The 16,216-nt window shown below is 60.3% G+C and carries 16 protein-coding genes; 7 read left to right on the forward strand and 9 right to left on the reverse strand.

Annotated elements, in window-relative coordinates; translation table 11 throughout:
• Positions 1 to 661: MFS transporter (locus GIV26_RS24230; RefSeq protein WP_329610249.1), on the forward strand; the 661-nt coding region annotated here is incomplete at its 5' end.
• A gap of 9 nt (positions 662 to 670) precedes the next feature.
• Here the strand turns inward: GIV26_RS24230 and GIV26_RS24235 are convergent.
• From GIV26_RS24235 to GIV26_RS24265, 7 genes are all read right to left on the reverse strand, one after another.
• Positions 671 to 1,333 carry a type III secretion effector protein gene (locus GIV26_RS24235; protein WP_229999851.1) on the reverse strand — a complete coding sequence of 221 codons (663 nt, stop codon included), beginning with the start codon at positions 1,331 to 1,333 and terminating at the stop codon, positions 671 to 673.
• Between the two features lie 421 nt (positions 1,334 to 1,754).
• Entirely contained in the window at positions 1,755 to 1,931 is a 177-nt protein-coding gene (locus GIV26_RS24240; RefSeq protein ID WP_236282505.1) for a type III secretion effector protein, read from the reverse strand.
• A 290-nt stretch (positions 1,932 to 2,221) separates the two neighbouring features.
• On the reverse strand, positions 2,222 to 3,238 hold the full coding sequence (locus GIV26_RS24245) for a type III secretion effector protein (RefSeq protein WP_173647474.1): 1,017 nt from the start codon (positions 3,236 to 3,238) through the stop codon (positions 2,222 to 2,224).
• 244 nt (positions 3,239 to 3,482) lie between these two features.
• Positions 3,483 to 5,876: a TonB-dependent siderophore receptor gene (locus GIV26_RS24250; protein ID WP_236282507.1), complete on the reverse strand. Its 2,394-nt coding sequence runs from the start codon at positions 5,874 to 5,876 to the stop codon at positions 3,483 to 3,485.
• Positions 5,877 to 5,973: 97 nt separating this feature from the next.
• On the reverse strand, positions 5,974 to 6,924 hold the full coding sequence (locus GIV26_RS24255; protein WP_236282509.1) for a FecR family protein: 951 nt from the start codon (positions 6,922 to 6,924) through the stop codon (positions 5,974 to 5,976).
• Between the two features lie 26 nt (positions 6,925 to 6,950).
• Complete coding sequence (locus GIV26_RS24260; RefSeq protein WP_034125822.1) at positions 6,951 to 7,451, reverse strand: sigma-70 family RNA polymerase sigma factor; 501 nt, start codon at positions 7,449 to 7,451, stop codon at positions 6,951 to 6,953.
• Between the two features lie 79 nt (positions 7,452 to 7,530).
• Complete coding sequence (locus GIV26_RS24265) at positions 7,531 to 7,932, reverse strand: cytochrome c (RefSeq protein WP_080757661.1); 402 nt, start codon at positions 7,930 to 7,932, stop codon at positions 7,531 to 7,533.
• A 146-nt stretch (positions 7,933 to 8,078) separates the two neighbouring features.
• On the opposite strand from GIV26_RS24265, the gene GIV26_RS24270 reads away from it, so the two are divergent.
• The 3 genes from GIV26_RS24270 to GIV26_RS24280 are packed head-to-tail and all read left to right on the forward strand — an operon-like array spanning position 8,079 to position 11,597.
• Positions 8,079 to 8,879 (forward strand): glucose 1-dehydrogenase, encoded by an 801-nt coding sequence (locus GIV26_RS24270; protein ID WP_236282511.1) that lies wholly within the window; start codon positions 8,079 to 8,081, stop codon positions 8,877 to 8,879.
• The gene (locus GIV26_RS24275; RefSeq protein WP_054898225.1) at positions 8,872 to 10,698 is read left to right on the forward strand and encodes a glycoside hydrolase family 15 protein; all 1,827 of its coding nucleotides are present in this window, start codon (positions 8,872 to 8,874) and stop codon (positions 10,696 to 10,698) included. Before GIV26_RS24270 ends, GIV26_RS24275 begins: the two co-directional genes overlap by 8 nt.
• Entirely contained in the window at positions 10,686 to 11,597 is a 912-nt protein-coding gene (locus GIV26_RS24280) for an alpha/beta fold hydrolase (RefSeq protein WP_236282513.1), read from the forward strand. Before GIV26_RS24275 ends, GIV26_RS24280 begins: the two co-directional genes overlap by 13 nt.
• Here GIV26_RS24280 and GIV26_RS24285 read toward each other — a convergent pair.
• Positions 11,583 to 12,551, reverse strand: a complete 969-nt coding sequence (locus GIV26_RS24285) for a GlxA family transcriptional regulator (RefSeq protein WP_236282515.1) — start codon at positions 12,549 to 12,551, stop codon at positions 11,583 to 11,585. The two genes, GIV26_RS24280 and GIV26_RS24285, sit on opposite strands and share 15 nt — an antisense overlap.
• 89 nt (positions 12,552 to 12,640) lie before the next feature.
• Here GIV26_RS24285 and inhA point away from each other — a divergent pair, with 89 nt between their 5' ends.
• On the forward strand, positions 12,641 to 13,321 hold the full coding sequence (gene inhA, locus GIV26_RS24290) for an isonitrile hydratase (protein WP_034125827.1): 681 nt from the start codon (positions 12,641 to 12,643) through the stop codon (positions 13,319 to 13,321).
• A 555-nt stretch (positions 13,322 to 13,876) separates the two neighbouring features.
• Here inhA and GIV26_RS24295 read toward each other — a convergent pair.
• On the reverse strand, positions 13,877 to 14,506 hold the full coding sequence (locus GIV26_RS24295) for a LysE family translocator (protein WP_236282517.1): 630 nt from the start codon (positions 14,504 to 14,506) through the stop codon (positions 13,877 to 13,879).
• 167 nt (positions 14,507 to 14,673) lie between these two features.
• Here GIV26_RS24295 and GIV26_RS24300 point away from each other — a divergent pair, with 167 nt between their 5' ends.
• Both GIV26_RS24300 and GIV26_RS24305 read left to right on the forward strand, forming a co-directional pair.
• Positions 14,674 to 15,189 carry a sigma-70 family RNA polymerase sigma factor gene (locus GIV26_RS24300; RefSeq protein WP_236282519.1) on the forward strand — a complete coding sequence of 172 codons (516 nt, stop codon included), beginning with the start codon at positions 14,674 to 14,676 and terminating at the stop codon, positions 15,187 to 15,189.
• Positions 15,176 to 16,126, forward strand: a complete 951-nt coding sequence (locus GIV26_RS24305; protein WP_054922239.1) for a FecR domain-containing protein — start codon at positions 15,176 to 15,178, stop codon at positions 16,124 to 16,126. The genes GIV26_RS24300 and GIV26_RS24305 overlap by 14 nt, the downstream gene beginning before the upstream one ends.
• Positions 16,127 to 16,216 lie beyond the last annotated feature (90 nt).

Genomic DNA, 16,216 nt, shown 5'->3' on the forward strand with positions numbered 1-16,216 from the left:
GGGCCTGTCGCCATTGCAGGCGACTCTGGTGGTCGTCGTTATCACGGTGGCGGCGCTGTTGAAAGCCGCACCGCATTTGTTGCCTTATGGCAGCAAAAGCTCGGGACCGGCATTTGCAGTGCCCCATGGCGTGGTGTTGTTTATCGGTTGCCTGTGTTTCATCGTATTCCTGGCTGAAGGTGCCGTGCTGGATTGGAGTGCTGTGTTCCTCAGCGCCGAGCGCGGCCTGGATGAGGCTTACGCCGGCCTGGGGTACGCGGCATTTGCCTTGACCATGACTGCTGGACGCCTGACCGGCGATGCCATTGTTCGACGCCTGGGGCCCACTCGCGTAATCGTGATCGGTGGCGCGCTGGCCTGTGCCGGCTTGCTCCTCGCGACCCTATTGCCAGCGTGGGAAACGGCGCTGCTCGGCTACGCGCTGGTGGGTGCAGGGTGTTCGAATATCGTACCGGTACTGTATACCGCCGTGGGTAAGCAAACGGTGATGCCAGAGCATATCGCAGTGCCTGCCATCACCACATTGGGCTACGCCGGGATTCTCGCCGGCCCCGCCATGATTGGCTTTATCGCCCATGGCAGCAGCTTGAGTACTGCGTTCATCCTGATCGCGGTATTGCTGGCGGCAGTAGCCATCAGTGGAAAAATCCTCAAGGTATGAGTCCAAGCTTCAACGCGCTTTGCGAGCATCGTCCTGCTCCCGCCAACGTTCGAGGCTTTTGTTGCTGAGCCAACCGTCCTTGTGAGGCGGGCCAAACAGTCGTGTGCCATTGGCTCGCTGTAATGACGACAGCAAACCCGGACGGTCAAGAATATTCTTCGCTGTGTAGACACTGAGCTCGCTGTATTGGGACCTGGGCATGCCTGTAGACGTATCCAGCACAGGCGCGCCGTGTGGATCTACCTCATACGGGTCTTGCATAACCGACCGAAGCTTGGCTATTTCAACGTACTGATGCGTTTCAAAGAGATAGGTTCGATCCATGGTCTCGTCTCGCAGATGCGCAAACTGGCTTTGCAGCGCCTCCACCACCCGTGCATTGCTTTGGGCATGAAACGGATCCTGGCTGAAAACACTTGGAGAGCTGTTGCCCTGCAAGGTCTGGGCAGCCGCACTGAGGCTGTCACGTGTGATATCGCCATCACGGCTGAAGATAGCGTCGCTTAGCCGAGGGCGTTTGAGAATTTCTCTGACGACCTGGATCGCGTTGTCCAACACCTCGTTTTCACCCGTCGGTTGAGCAGCGATCCGCTTCAAGGACGTCCAAGTCAAGCGCCCGTCATTCAGAAACGGGTGCACCGCGCCGAAGGATTTTTCCAAGGCCTTTGCCAACTGGCTATCCTTTGTAGTTGCACTTGGCAGGGAACCACTGGCCCGCTCAACAGGGGAGTTCTGCAAGTCTCGATAGCGCAGAGCGGATAAGGTCCCACGCAAGAGAAAGGGTTTGTGCGAGCCTCCAGCCGAGGGCGCGGATGGGGCTTCATACCAGGTTTCAGATTGGCAGACCGGTGGTGGAGTGGTTGATTGTGCGGCCAGCCTGTCGGGAGGAAGCGGCCGGGCGGAAGGTACTGCACCCTTAATTGTCATGGGTTTTCTCCAACTCTTTTCAGATGCATATCCGCTGGGTGGTCTGTGCCGTGATGGACAAAATCAACGAATAGACTCTCCTCAGGCAGGTACCTCATGTGTGGTTGGATGGGCTCGACAGTTCCGAGTAAAAGGCTAATACCAATGACAATATGTAAAACCGTGGTCAACCACCCTCATCCAGCTTTCGCCTACGCCACCAGCCTGCCAGGCTGTTGATCAAGCCGGTGTCTTTCAATGAATCGCCACCGGCCCCCGGCGTCTGCAACTCCGCCAGCAGGCCCCGGTAAAAATCATCCGAAACGGGCGCCTGGAATTTGCGCTCGCCGGCATACGCCTTCATGCGCCGCGCCTCGGCCTCATATTCGGTCGACTCAAAGGGAAGACTTTGCGACGCTGCGCACTCCTCTGGCATTGCCAGACTCGCTTGCTGGGTGTTGCGCAAAAGCTCGAGAGGGCCAGGTTTGGGGGAATTAAACGAGGTTGAAGTCATATGTTTCCCTCATTCGAAAGCTGAAAAACGGCATGCCAAATCACTACCGCAGGTACCACCTATGTGGCAACCGGGAATAATTCGTTCCTTGAAACATATAAAACTGGCGCCACCTCAAAAAGGTGGCGCCGCAAGAGTGGTCAGCGGGACAACGAGTACAGCCCTCTACGGCTGATCTTCCCATCGCCGTCTTTACTGAGGTGGTTATCCATTTTTTCGAGCACGTCACTGCGCGTGAGTATTTCCTGGGATAACTGAATCAGATGGTCCTTGGCTGCATCGCCAGTGAGCGGCTTGCGCGCCCACTCTTTCAGTTCGCTGATTTTCAGGCTTGAGCCCCCGCTCCTTTTCTTCAACTCGTCGAAATGATCAAGCAGCTCACCGGCCAGTTCCTTGTCAGTCTTGTACTTGAAGTAGTTCTCTCCTTTGATCACCATATTCAGTTTTTGCCGGTCGATAAGACCATCCAGGGCGCCGGTGGAACTGTGCCTATCCATCGCTGCCATCAGTTCCGGACGTCGTAGCAGCTCATTGGCCAGGCGGATGTTCTCGTTCATGGCGGGGTTAGGCGACCACCCTCTTTTCGCCATCGCAAGAATGCTGTCAACGCTGACGTAGCCAGGCTTCTTCGGGTCTCTGAAGGCATTGAAGTTGTCGAGCAGTTGTTGGGCCAACTCTTCGCGGTTCTTCAACGCGTACTGCGGATCCGGCCTGCCGGGGGCGGGCGGATACGGTCGACCTGCGGTGGGGTCCGGTCGTGGTGGAGGATTGCTCTCAATCGGATTCGGTCTGGGGGGCGGGTTGCTGCAACCTGGGTTCGGCCTTGGCGGCCGATGTTCACAACCAGGATGCGTGGGCGGCCGATGTCCGCTGAAGCAATGACCGACCCACTGCTTGAATTGGCTCAGCAAACTCTGCGCCCCCTGCGGGCTGTGGTGACGCCCATGCGCGTCAGCCGCGGTGGTCGGCGCCTGAGGACTACCAAATACCGGCCCATCCTTGTTCTCCCTGGATTGGAAATTAACATGGGCAGCATTCTGGCCATTGAAAGAACGCGCAGCCGCAGCCTCGTTAGCGACTTTAATGTCGACCTTGGCCGGTGGAAGGTCAGACGTTGCTGAAGCAGAGACGGGTGTATCCAACATCGATACCGACATAAGTTTCTCCATGACAGTGGGCGATTTTCAGCTTGTCGCTCCAACGCAATGTCGAAGCCCACCAGCTTTCCCATGTGTGGTTTTGCGTCGGAATCAGTTCCTGATCCAGCAACAATATGTGATCAAGGTGTAGGAAACAGCTTGGACAGCGGCGATCTTCTCGCGATGAATGGGCGATGCCCCTGGCCCAGGCCAAAAAAAATCGCGACCGTTGTGATCGCGATTTTTCTTCATCGGTTAAAGCTCAAAACCCTACGCTTGCCTGTAGGAAGAACGTGCGAGGCTCACCCAGGTACAACCCTGCATTGTTGTCGCTAGAGCGTGTGTAATGCTGCTGGTCGAAGACATTCTTCACGCCCACGCCCAGTTTCAGGTTCGACAGTTGCGCACCAAAGTCGTAGCCGCTGCGCAGGTTGACCGAGACATACCCGGGGATATCACCGTATTGGCCATCAGCAGTGCCTTGGGTGATATAGGTGGTGCCGGTGCCGGGCGCACGCTGGCCGGACTGGGCATAGACGTCCAGGTTGTGGGTCCAGTGGTTGACGTCGTAACGCAGGCCCAGGGTCGCCACTTGGCGGGAATACAGTGGCAGGTCATGGCCCTTGAACGGCACATCACCTTCGGAGGTGGCCTTGGTGTAGGTGAATCCCGCGTTGGCGGTCAGGCCGTCGAGGCGCGGGTCGAGGTTGGACAGGTCGTAATGGGCGGATGCTTCGATGCCGCTGTGCTTGGTGGCGCCGAGGTTGGTCCAGCCCACGTCATTGCTGACGTATTGCAGTTCATCCGAGAAGTCGATGTAGAACAGCGTCACTTCGCCGCCCCAGACGCTGTCGTTGTAGCGCGTACCGACCTCGTAGGTCTTGGCCTTTTCCGGGTTCAGGCCGTTGGCCGTCTGGTCGCCGGTACCGCCCTGGCCGAGTTGGAAATACTGCAGGCTGCCGAAGGAGGTTTCGTAGTTGGCGAACAGTTTCCAGGCGTCAGACACGTGGTACATCACGCTCAGCGCCGGCAGCGGTTCGTTGTTGTGGACCTCGCGGCGTTTTTCCTCGGTAAGCTTGCCGTTCAGGGCAACGACCGGGCGGTCATGCCATTCGGTACGGATATCTTCAAAGCGAATGCCCGGGGTGATGGTCCATTTGCCAATATCGATTTTGTTATCGATATAGAAGGCGTTGGCTTCAGTGCCCCCCGTGCGGTCCTGATACACGTGACCGTCGCTCTGCCCGCCCGGCGTCGGTACGTTGTTGACCAGGTTCAGGCTGGTGGCCTCCTCGTGCATGCCTTCTTTGAGGTAGCGATACCCCACACTGACTTCCTGGGTACTGGGCCCCAGGTCAAACACATGGGACACACGCGGCTCGATGCCGAAGGTGTAGTAGGTGCGCGGGTAGGAGCTGAGGGTCTTGAGATCGCGGTTGGCAATGTTGCTGCCACGGAAACTGTCGGAATAGTAAGTCAGCACTTCGGCCTGGGTGCGGTCGTCGATCTGGCGGATGTACTTGAACGACACGTCCTTGCGGCGCCCGCTGAAGTTGTCCCAGTCACGCACCGATTGGTACGGGTTGGCATCGAACTGCTTCTGGGTCAGGCCGCCGGGCATATCGGCGCTGGCATCGTAATAGTGGAAGTTCAGCGAGAAATCGTCTTGATCGGTCGGCGCCCAGTGGGTTTTGAAGATCACATCATCGATGTCGTTGCCGTTGTTGCTGTTGCGGTAACCGTTACCGTTGACCCCGGAGTACAGCAGCGCGGCGCCGATACCGTTGTCGGCAGTGCCGCCGATAAAGGCATTCTCTACATGCTTCCAGCCACCGTGGGCAGACGTTTGCAGGGTGGTGCCGACTTCACCGGAGAAGTCTTGCGGGATCGTACGGGTCACGAAGTTGATCACGCCGCCGACGTTCTGTGGCCCATAACGCACCGAACCCGCACCGCGGACAACGTCGATACTTTCCAGGTTACCGGCAGAAATCGGCGCCATCGACAGCTGTGGCTGGCCATAGGGAGCGAACGCAGCCGGTACGCCGTCAATCAGCACGGTGGAGCGCGGTGACAGGCGCGAGGTCAGGCCGCGTACGCCGACGTTGAGGGAAATATCACTGCCACCGGTGCCGTTGGATTCCTGCACTTGCACGCCAGGCACGCGGCGCAGGACGTCACCGATGTTCATCGCGCCCTGCTCAACCATGGCTTCGCGTCGAATGACGGTGCGTGCGCCGGGATGGTTCTGCACCACTTCGGCATCGGCGTCGGCAAGCCAGTCGCCCACCACCTTGATATCGGTGACCCCCAGTTCCAGCGGTGAGCCCGCTTCACCGGTGCCGCGGCTCACCGGACGCAAGGTCACGGAGCCGGCGTCAATCTGGTAATCCAGGCCACTGCCTTGCAGTAATTGCCGCAGGGCTTGTTCGGGCGAGAGATTGCCATCGACCGCAGGAGCTTGCTTGCCAGCAACCATATCGGGGCTGAAGAACACTTGCAGCGAGGTCTGCTGGCCCAATTGGCTCAAGGCTGCGCCGAGGGATTGCGCACGAATGTGGATCCCCTCGGCAGCCTGTGCGGTACTGATGGCAACGGCCAGGGCCAAGGGCGCCCAGCGGGAAATTTTATTGTTGTGGGGGGCAAGTTTTTTCACGTCGAACCTAGTCCTGTGATCGCAAGCATGCGCGTCCGTTAATGCAAACCAGTTGCAGTTGCAGGAGAAGACGAAGAACTCGAAAAAAACCTGAATGTCAGCGCGAAATAATTTCCTGGCTACCGTCCGGCAAAGTGCGCAAGGCGACCGGCAGAATGTGGGGCAAGGCCTTGAGCAAGGCATCGGTATCGCTGGAGTTGAAGACACTGGTCAAGCGCAGATTGCCCACCGCTGCCGTACTGACACGCAGCGGTTGCTCGCGGTAGCGCGACACTTCCCGCGCCACGTCGACCAAGGTGGCGTTGTTGAACACCAGTTTACCGTTGCGCCACGCGGTCAGTTCTTCAGGGTTCACCGCGTAGGCCGCCGCCACTTGGCCTTGGGGATCGACATGGGTGCCACGCCCGGCGGTGAGCGTGACGATGTGATCGGATGCCCGGCCCTGCACCTTGACCGTGCCGGCTTCGACCGCCACGCGGGTCTGGTCCGCCTCCCGACGTACATCGAAGCGCGTGCCGGTGACAGTCACCTGCCCTGCGCCGGCTGCGACCACAAACGGGCGCCCGGCGTCATGCTGCACGCTGAACATCGCCTCGCCCTGCTTGAGCTCTACGCCCCGACGGCCCTTTTCGTAATGAACCGCGACCACGCTGCGGCTGTTGAGGTCCATCACGGAACCGTCAGGCAAGGTCACCTGACGATGCTCGCCTAACCGCGTGCTGAATTCGGCATTGTAGGGCTTTGGCTGCCCCAGACCGCGGTACGCACCCAGCCCCACTGCAATGGCGACCACACTGGCGGCCACGGCATAACGCATCAGCGCACGCCGTCCAAGGCGCTCGGTCGGCGCATCGCCCAGCGCCTGCAAGCGGGCCTTGGGCAGCAAATCCGTCGCACTCCATAGCCCTTGCAGCACATCGATTTCGTACTGATGCGCGGGCTGCGACCTGCGCCAGGCATCGAAACGTTGGCGTTCCTGGGCGCTCAATGGGCCGTCTTGCAGGCGTATAAACCACTGCGCGGCCTCATCACGGACACGGTTATCCATCGTGGAAGATCCTGTTTCAAAGCCGATCATGGCGCGCTCGCATCCAGACGATCACGCAGATGCCGCAGGGTGCGGATCATATACTTTTCCACCATGTTTTTAGACAGCCCCAGGCGTGTGGCGATTTCCTGCTGGGTGAGCCCTTCGATCTTTTGCCAGATGAAAATCCTGCGACAGTTGAGCGGCAACTCGGCCAGCGCCCGCTCGATGGCGTCGGCCAACTGGATCGCGTGCATGTAATGCTCCGGGTCGCTACTGTGAGGCGTGCTGTGATCAGCCGCCTGCAGCGTCAACGCCTCGCGGCGGTCTTCGCGGCGGTAGGCATCCACCGCAATATTGCGCGCGGTTTGATGCAGGTAGGCGCGTGGCTGCGCCACCCCGCAGGCAGCGGACTCAAGCACCCGCACGAAGGTGTCGTGCGCCAGGTCTTCGGCTTGCTGACGGTTTCTCAGGCGGCGTGTCCAGGTGCCGATCAACTCTTCGTAGTGCTCGAAAAAGCCTGTTCTGCGGGGCGGCTGAGGAGTCATCGCGTGAGCACTGGGGAGGCGGGGCGTGAATAGTAATGCTTCCTATTAAGTGGGGCAATTGCTGCTCATCGCCGACCCACTATTTGTTTGAAATGACCTCACTCATGTATTGATGCAAATCGCGAAAGTCTTTAACGCTCCAGGCATGTGGCGCGATCTTTACGCCATTGTCTTGCAGCGTCTTGGGGATCAGGTTGCCATTGGGGCGAAGGATGACCGAGGAGACGATAACGCCCGGATAATCATGGAGTCGTTTCTTGAAGGTGGCAGTTGTCAGGTCGGGGGTTGGCGGATTACTTTTTTTTGCCAATGGCCCCGTGCCTTTGATATCGGGCCCGTGGCACACAGCACAGCGCTGTAGATACAGCGTTTTACCATTGCTGTTTTCCGCGACGCACAAGGCTGTCTGAGCCAGTGATAAAGCGGCCACTACGCCGCTGAGTAATAGTTTCATCCATCGGGTATCGGCCCACGCATGCATTCCATCGCTTCCTGTATTGCCCTTTGTTTTCAGCATCATACGATAAAGTCGCGCTTTGCCCGAGTTGGGCGTAAGCGCCAGGGGGTGAACTTCCGCTCGCCGCCGCCAGTCAGCAAGAAGGACTCTCATAAAACGGTGGGTGGGCGATGCAGATTTCCTTGCAGCAACAAGTGGCCCTGGTCACCGGGGCCAGTTCCGGCATTGGCGCGGGCGCGGCCAAAGCCCTGGCCGCAGCAGGCGCGGCGGTGGTGCTTAACTACAACTCCCAGGCGGCACCGGCTGAGGCTCTCGCCGCGCAGATCAATGCCAACGGCGGCCGAGCGCTTGCGATTGGCGGCGATGTGTCCAAGGAGGCCGATGTCGAACGCCTGTTCGCGCAAACCCTCGACGCCTTCGGCCATCTGGATATTCTGGTGGCTAACTCCGGCCTGCAAAAAGATGCCAATCTGGTCGACATGACCCTTGAGGATTGGAACACGGTGATTGGCGTCAACCTCACCGGGCAGTTCCTGTGCGCGCGGGCGGCGGTGCGTATCTTCAATCGCCAGGGCGTTCGCGATGGTGTGTCACGGGCCGCCGGCAAAATCATCCATATGAGTTCGGTGCATCAAGTCATCCCCTGGGCCGGGCATGTGAATTACGCCGCGTCCAAGGGCGGCGTGGAGATGCTGATGCGCACCCTCGCCCAGGAAGTCAGCGAACAGCGCATCCGTATCAATGGCATTGCGCCTGGGGCGATTCGCACGGCGATCAACCGCGCAGCCACTGAAGGCGCTGCAGAAAAAGAGCTGCTCAAATTGATTCCTTATGGTCGTGTCGGTGACGTCGAAGACGTGGCCAATGCGGTGGTGTGGCTGGCCAGCGATGCCTCTGATTATGTGGTTGGCAGCACCTTGTTCATCGATGGCGGTATGAGCCTCTACCCGGAGTTCCGTGGCAATGGTTGATTTCAAGAACGAACCTCAAAGCGCCATCGATGCCCACGGGATCATCGGCGACATGCGCAGCGCGGCACTGGTGAACGACCGCGGCAGCATCGACTTCTTCTGCTGGCCGGAATTCGACAGCCCTTCGGTGTTTTGCGCACTGCTCGACACGCCCGAGGCCGGCACGTTCCAGCTTACCCCGGACCTGCCCAACGCCCGCCGCGAGCAGATCTACCTGCCCGACACCAATGTGCTGCAGACTCGCTGGCTGAGCGATGAAGCGGTGGTGGAGATCACCGACCTGCTGACGGTCAGCGAAAACGTCGATGAACTGCCCTTGCTGATCAGGCGGGTACGGGTGGTCAGTGGCAAGGCGACTATCCACCTGAGCTGCGCCGTGCGCCACGACTATGCCCGGGCCCCCACCGAGGCGAAGGCCGAGGCTGCCAGCGTGGTGTTCACCGCCAGCGGCCAGCCCGGCCTGCGCCTGATTGGCAGTCAGCCGCTGACCCTCCAAGGCAACACCGCCATCGCCACCTTTACCCTCGCCCAGGATGAAGGCGCCGAATTTGTCCTCGGTGGCCAGGAGGATGCGCGCGTCACCAACGACTGTACCGACCTCTACCTGGAGCGCACCTTGAAGTTCTGGCGCGGTTGGATCAGCCAGTCCAACTATCGCGGGCGCTGGCGCGAGATGGTCAACCGCTCGGCCCTGGCGCTGAAACTCCTGACCTCGCGCAAACACGGCGCCATCATCGCCGCGGCCACTTTCGGGCTGCCGGAAACGCCCGGCGGCGAACGCAACTGGGACTACCGCTATACCTGGATCCGCGATGCCTCGTTCACCGTCTATGCGTTCATGCGCCTGGGTTTCGTCGAGGAAGCAAACGCCTATATGCGCTGGCTCAGGGGCCGGGTCAGCGACTGCTGCGGCCAGCCGACCAAGATCAACATCCTGTACGGCATCGACGGTCGCCAGGAACTGCCGGAAACCACCCTCGACCACTTGAGCGGCCACGGCGGCGCCCAACCGGTGCGGGTGGGCAACGAAGCGTTCGACCAGGTCCAGCTGGATATCTACGGCGAACTGATGGACGCGGTTTACCTGGTGAACAAGTACGGCGAAGCCATCTCCCACCAAGGTTGGAAACACACGGTGGAAGTGGTCGACCAAGTGTGTGAGATCTGGAACCACAAAGACGTGGGCATCTGGGAAATGCGCGGTGAGCAGCACCATTTCCTGCACTCACGCCTGATGTGCTGGGTGGCCCTGGACCGTGCCATTCGCCTGGCCTCCAAACGTTCGCTGCCGGCCCCGTTCGCACGCTGGGACCAGACGCGCCAGGCGATCTACGCCGACATCTGGACTAACTTCTGGAACGAAGAGCGCGGGCATTTTGTGCAGCATATCGGCAGCACCGCCCTCGACGGTTCGATGCTGCTGATGCCGCTGGTGCGCTTTGTTGCCGCCACGGACCCGCGCTGGCTCACGACACTGGAAGCGATCCAGAAAAGCCTGGTGCGCGACGGCATGGTCTACCGCTACCGCAATGACGATAGCCAGATCGATGGGCTGCAAGGCGTCGAAGGCGCGTTTGCCGCCTGTTCGTTCTGGTACGTCGAATGCCTGGCGCGCGCCGGGCAAGTTGAAAAGGCCCATCTGGAATTCGAACAGTTGCTGCGTTACGCCAACCCGCTGGGGTTGTACGCCGAAGAGTTCGACAGCCAGGCCCGGCACCTGGGCAACACGCCCCAGGCCTTGAGCCACTTGGCATTGATCAGCGCGGCAACGTTCCTGGACCGCAAACTCAGCGGGGAGAAAACCGTATGGCAACCCTGACGTCCCCCGCCCCACTGCTGTATGTGCGCACAACCCTGCTTGATGTGGCGTACGAAACCCACGGCCCCGTCGATGGCGAACCGGTGATCCTGTTGCATGGTTTCCCTTACGACCCCCGGGGCTATGACGACATCGCACCGGTGCTGGCTGAACGTGGTTATCGGGTGTTGGTCCCGTATTTACGCGGTTATGGCCCGACGCGATTTATCAACACGCAAGTGATGCGCTCTGGCCAACAGGCAGCGCTGGCCAAGGACTTGCTCGACTTCATGGATGCATTGTCGATCCCGCAAGCCACACTCGCCGGCTTTGACTGGGGTGGGCGCGCCGCCTGTATTGTCGCGGCGTTATGGCCGCAGCGGGTGCGCGGCCTGGTGACCGGCGATGGCTACAACATCCAGGCCATCAGCCAGTCGCTCAAGCCCAGGCCACCTGAGACAGAGCACCGGCTCTGGTATCAGTATTACTTTCACACCCAGCGCGGGGTCGACGGGTTGACGGCCAATCGGCGTGAACTCTGCCAATTGCTCTGGACGCTGTGGTCACCGTCCTGGGCCGAAGGGCCAAGCCGCTACAGCCTGACCGCGCCGTCGTTTGATAACCCGGATTTTGTCGAGGTGGTGATTCACTCCTATCGCCATCGCTTCATGTATGCGCCGGGTGATCCCGCGCTGGAATACATCGAGCAGGCGCTGGTGCCGCAACCGCCGATATCAGTACCGAGCATTTCGCTGTGCGGGGCCGACGATGGCGTGGGCCCGCCGTCGCTGGAGGATGATGACGTGGAGCACTTCAGCGGTTTTTATCGCCGCCAGGTGTTGCCCGGCGTGGGTCATAACGTTTTCCAGGAAGCGCCCCAGGTCACGCTTCAAGCTTTGCTGGAACTACTGGAGCGGTGAAAAACGCTCTCGATAAGCCTGGGGCGTCACCGACAAAGCCCTTAGAAAGCTGCGGCGCAAAGTCTCTTCACAGCCAAAACCACATTGCATGGCGATACGCTTGATGGAGGTTGTGCTATCTGCCAGTTGCCGGCGTGCGTTTTCGACGCGAATCAGTTCCACGGCCCGCGCCGGGGTTTGGCCAGTCTCGGTGCGATAGTGGCGTACAAAGCTGCGCTCGCTCATGCCAGCCTGGGCCGCCAGGGTGGCGATGCTCAGATCCAACGTCAGGTTTTCGGCGATCCAGGCATGCAGCTCGGTAAAACGGCTGTCGCTCTTTTGCAGGGATAACGTCACGCTGAATTGCGACTGACCGCCAGGGCGCTTGAGGAACACCACCAAGTGGCGCGCCACCTCCAGGGCAATCGCACGCCCCAGGTCATCCTCTACCAGGGCCAGGCACAGGTCGATCCCGGCGGTCACGCCAGCAGACGTCCACACCGCGCCCTGCTGGATGAAAATAGGATTGGCCTCCACCGTGAGCGCAGGGAACTTGCGCGCCAGTTCTTCACAGCGCGTCCAGTGCGTGGCCACGCGGCAACCATCAAGCAGACCACTGGCGGCCAGCAGAAACGCTCCGGTGCACACTGAAGCCATGCGCCGGGTGTGCAGGGATTTATCACGCACCCATTGCACCAGCGCCGGGTCCTCGGCAGCGCCGTACACGCCCCAGCCACCGGCGATCACCAGGGTGTCGCAGGGCTGGTCAATGGCGGGCAGCGGCTCAGCCAGCAGCGCGAGGCCGGAGGACGTCATCACCGGCTCAGCCTGAGCGGCGATGACGTTGACCGCGTAGGGCAATGGCAAACTACGCTGGCGCGCCAAATCGTTAGCCGATGCGAACACCTGTAGAGGCCCGGTGACATCGAGCACCTGGGCATTCTCAAACGCGAGTACATGAATAATTTTAGGCATGATTGGCGAGATTGGTGGGCTCAATGGCGTATTCGCCAAAGCCTAGGCTTCTACAGTGAGCACGTCCATTCCTTTTCGGAGCTTGAATCATGACCTTGCAGATCGGCTTTCTGTTGTTCCCCGGCATCCAGCAACTGGACCTTACCGGCCCCTATGATGTCCTCGGTTCGCTGCCAGACGTGAAGCTGCATCTGGTGTGGAAAGACCTCGCGCCGATCACCTCCAGCACTGGCCTGGTGTTCACGCCGACCATGACCTACGCCGACTGCCCGAACCTGGATGTGCTTTGCGTACCCGGCGGCGCCGGTGTGGGCCCATTGATGGAAGACCCGCAAACCCTGGACTTCCTCAAGGCCCAGGCCCAGACAGTGCGCTACATGACCTCGGTGTGCACCGGCTCACTGGTACTGGGCGCGGCAGGGTTGCTGCGCGGTCGCAAGGCCACCACCCATTGGGCGTACCACCACCTGCTCGCCCCGCTCGGTGCCATCCCCGTACAGGAACGTGTGGTGCGTGATGGCAACCTGTTTACCGGCGGCGGGATCACCGCCGGCATCGATTTTGCCCTGACTCTGGCCGCGGAGTTGTACAGCGAAGCGGCGGCGCAACTGGTGCAACTGCAGATCGAATACGCGCCGGCCCCACCGTTTGACTCAGGCCGCCCGGAGACGGCGCCCCGGCATGTGCTGGAGGAAGCCAACAAGCGCACGGTGGAGTCACGCAAAGTGCGTGGGGAGATTGTTGCGCGGGCGGCTGCGCGGTTGGGTTGAATTTGGATTTCTCACGTCCGGTCGCTGAATTTGCAGCGACTGGGAAGGTCCGTGGGAATGAACCGGTTTCAACGCTTGAACGTGAGGTAAGTCCTAGACCGCTGTACGAAACTCCTTTTGATTATTTCGGTGCTCAACGGCTCTCCAGTTGTAGCCGACAGTAACCACGATGCGAAGCGAGTCGCTCTTGATCTTGGGCGCCCCGTTAAACCACGCTGGCCGAACGCAGGCGAGGTGCCGAGTGGTGGGGCAAGAGCGTTTTGCTTGCCTTTGCGCTTTTTTTTCAAAAGTGAGCCGTTGTCAGAGCGGAACCCTAGGTGGCCGTTACCGCAGGAATGGATATGTACACGGTATAGCTGTGTCGACTGTCAGGCCGCCTTCGCGAGCAAGCCCGCTCCCACAATTGGATTGTGGGGTGTCAGGTAGATAAGTGTCGGCTGTCGGGCCGACTCGCGAGCAAGCCCGCCCACAATTGGATTATGGGGTGTCAGGTAGATGAGCATCGGCTGTCGGGCACCCGCCACAAAGAAACTTGCTTGGCTTCCCGCCTGTCATTCAGGCAGGACGCGACATCACCGCCAAACGCACGGCCAACGCCATCAGCACCGCCGCCAAGCCCCACTTCTGCAGCCAGGCGCTTTTGGTGCGTTTGGCGAAGAAACGACTGAGCGCCCCGCCAAACACGCCCAACAGCACATGAAACACACTGGCGATCAACGTCAACACACCGCCCAGCACCATCAATTGCAAGGCGATAGGCCCCGCCTCGGGCCGCACAAACTGCGGCAGGAACACCATGAAAAACAACAACGCCTTGGGGTTGAGCAAACTGTTGAGCATGGCCTGCAGAAACACTCGGCCCAACGCCACGCGGCCGACGTGAGCGGTGTCCAGGCCGGGGCGTTTCTGCAAGGTTTTGAAGGCCAGCCACAGCAGGTAGATCACGCCCGCACAGCGGATGAGGTCGAACGCTGGCGGCCAGCTGGCGACCAACGCCGTCACCCCCATGGCGGTCAACGCTGTCAGCAACAGGTCGGCCACGCCAATGCCCAGGGCCGAAGCAACGCCGCCGCGCCAGCCATGGGTGACGCCCTGACTGATGACAAATGCCATGTTCGGCCCCGGTGACAGCAACAACAGCAACACAGCGCCGGAAAAAACACCGAGTGTGACAAGGCTGATCATGGTTGAACCGTCCGCTGGAAAAAAACAGATTAATCGGCGCTTGCAGGCCCTACAAAAAATTGTGCTGGATACATTGCTCACGCAGCGAACCGAGTGATTGCTGAATGCCACGACCAACGTCTAGAATGCGAAACATTATCAATTAAGCCTGCTGCGCCAGGATGACCATGTCGAGCGATCACCCACTGGACCCTGCTGCCATCGGCCAGCTATACCAAGCCCACCATTCATGGCTGCGAGGCTGGTTGAGCCGGCGCACGGGCTGCCATGAGCGCGCCGCTGACCTCGCGCAGGACACCTTCGTGCGCCTGCTCAACGCGCGTCAGCAACAGACTTTGCAGCAGCCGCGCGCGTATCTGAGCAGCATCGCGCGCAGCTTGATGATCGACCAATACCGGCGCCGCGAACTGGAACGCGCCTACCTGGAAAGCCTGGCGCACTTCCCGCAAGTAGAGGTGCCGAGCGAAGAAACAAAGCGGCTGATCCTCGACAGCCTGGAGCGTATTGACCGTTTGCTCGACCAGCTCAAGCCGAGGGTGCGCGAGGCGTTCCTGTGGGCCCAATTGGACGGCCTGACCTGCCCGCAGATCGCCTTGCGCCTGGGCGTGTCCAAGGCCACGGTGGAACGCGACCTGTCCAAGGCGCTGCACGCCTGTTACCGGTTGCGCTATGCCGACTCCTGACTCGCACCTGGTCGACCAGGCCATCCAATGGATGATCAAGCTGCGCTACAACACCGCCGACGACGCCAGCACCGCGGCCTTTGACCAGTGGCTGCACACCAGCGAGGCGCATCAGCAGGCCTGGCAACGGGTCGCCACCCTGAATGACGATTTCAACCACTTGCCGGCGCATGTCAGTCGCCATGCACTCGACGGCGCACGCCAGCACATCAGCCGTCGTGAAAGCCTGAAACTGCTCGGGCTGTTTGCCGGCGCCGCAGGTTTAGCCTGGCTGGGCCGCGACTACACGCCCCTGCCCGCCTTGATGGCGGACTACCGCACCGCCACTGGCGAGCGGCGCTGGGTAACATTGGAGGATGGCAGCAAAGTCCAGCTCAACAGCGCCAGTGCCGTCGACATTACCTCCAGCGCCGAACAACGGCTGGTGAACCTGCGCCAGGGCGAAATATTGATCAATACCGGCGCCGACCACCGCCCGCTGTGGGTGCATACCCGCGACGGTTACCTGCGCGCCGTCGGCACGCGCTTGCTGGTGCGCGAAGAACCCCAAGGTACCCTGCTGGCCGTGCAACAGGGTGCGGTAGCGGTGTTTGCCGATCGCCATGACGGCGCCGCACGCCAGGTGATCAAGCCAGGCGAACAGGTGATGTTCAACCGTAGCGGCATTCGCCCTTCCCCCAATAACGGCCTGGACCCCTGGGCCTGGAGTGACGGCGTGATCAGCGCCCACAACATGCGCCTGGACGACTTCCTGGCCGAACTGGGCCGCTATCGCAATGGGTTGGTGCGTTGCAGCGAAGCCGTGGCAGGGTTGCGAGTTTCGGGCACTTACCAACTGGAGGACACCGACCAGGTGCTCAAGTTGGTCACTCAATCGCTGGCGATCGATGTGACCTACCGCAGCCGCTACTGGGTAACCGTCTCCGCTCGGGTGTGACCGGCCAAAAATAAATGAGGTGAATTCTCATTGCCATTCGACCTGTAAGGAAGGGCCGATCAACAGGCCGGTTTGTCCACTTCCTTCAGG

The organism is Pseudomonas sp. PA-1-3F (genome assembly GCF_021609665.1).
In the GTDB taxonomy this organism is placed as follows: domain Bacteria; phylum Pseudomonadota; class Gammaproteobacteria; order Pseudomonadales; family Pseudomonadaceae; genus Aquipseudomonas; species Aquipseudomonas paracarnis.

Bases quoted from the DNA above. Each gene is read 5' to 3' on its own strand.
- GIV26_RS24240 (WP_236282505.1), bottom strand. From the start codon at position 1,931: ATGAAGGCGTATGCCGGCGAGCGCAAATTCCAGGCGCCCGTTTCGGAT.
- GIV26_RS24245 (WP_173647474.1), bottom strand. From the start codon at position 3,238: ATGTCGGTATCGATGTTGGATACACCCGTCTCTGCTTCAGCAACGTCT.
- GIV26_RS24255 (WP_236282509.1), bottom strand. From the start codon at position 6,924: ATGGATAACCGTGTCCGTGATGAGGCCGCGCAGTGGTTTATACGCCTG.
- GIV26_RS24260 (WP_034125822.1), bottom strand. From the start codon at position 7,451: ATGACTCCTCAGCCGCCCCGCAGAACAGGCTTTTTCGAGCACTACGAA.
- GIV26_RS24265 (WP_080757661.1), bottom strand. From the start codon at position 7,932: ATGCATGCGTGGGCCGATACCCGATGGATGAAACTATTACTCAGCGGC.
- GIV26_RS24270 (WP_236282511.1), top strand. From the start codon at position 8,079: ATGCAGATTTCCTTGCAGCAACAAGTGGCCCTGGTCACCGGGGCCAGT.
- GIV26_RS24275 (WP_054898225.1), top strand. From the start codon at position 8,872: ATGGTTGATTTCAAGAACGAACCTCAAAGCGCCATCGATGCCCACGGG.
- GIV26_RS24280 (WP_236282513.1), top strand. From the start codon at position 10,686: ATGGCAACCCTGACGTCCCCCGCCCCACTGCTGTATGTGCGCACAACC.
- GIV26_RS24285 (WP_236282515.1), bottom strand. From the start codon at position 12,551: ATGCCTAAAATTATTCATGTACTCGCGTTTGAGAATGCCCAGGTGCTC.
- inhA (WP_034125827.1), top strand. From the start codon at position 12,641: ATGACCTTGCAGATCGGCTTTCTGTTGTTCCCCGGCATCCAGCAACTG.
- GIV26_RS24295 (WP_236282517.1), bottom strand. From the start codon at position 14,506: ATGATCAGCCTTGTCACACTCGGTGTTTTTTCCGGCGCTGTGTTGCTG.
- GIV26_RS24300 (WP_236282519.1), top strand. From the start codon at position 14,674: ATGTCGAGCGATCACCCACTGGACCCTGCTGCCATCGGCCAGCTATAC.
- GIV26_RS24305 (WP_054922239.1), top strand. From the start codon at position 15,176: ATGCCGACTCCTGACTCGCACCTGGTCGACCAGGCCATCCAATGGATG.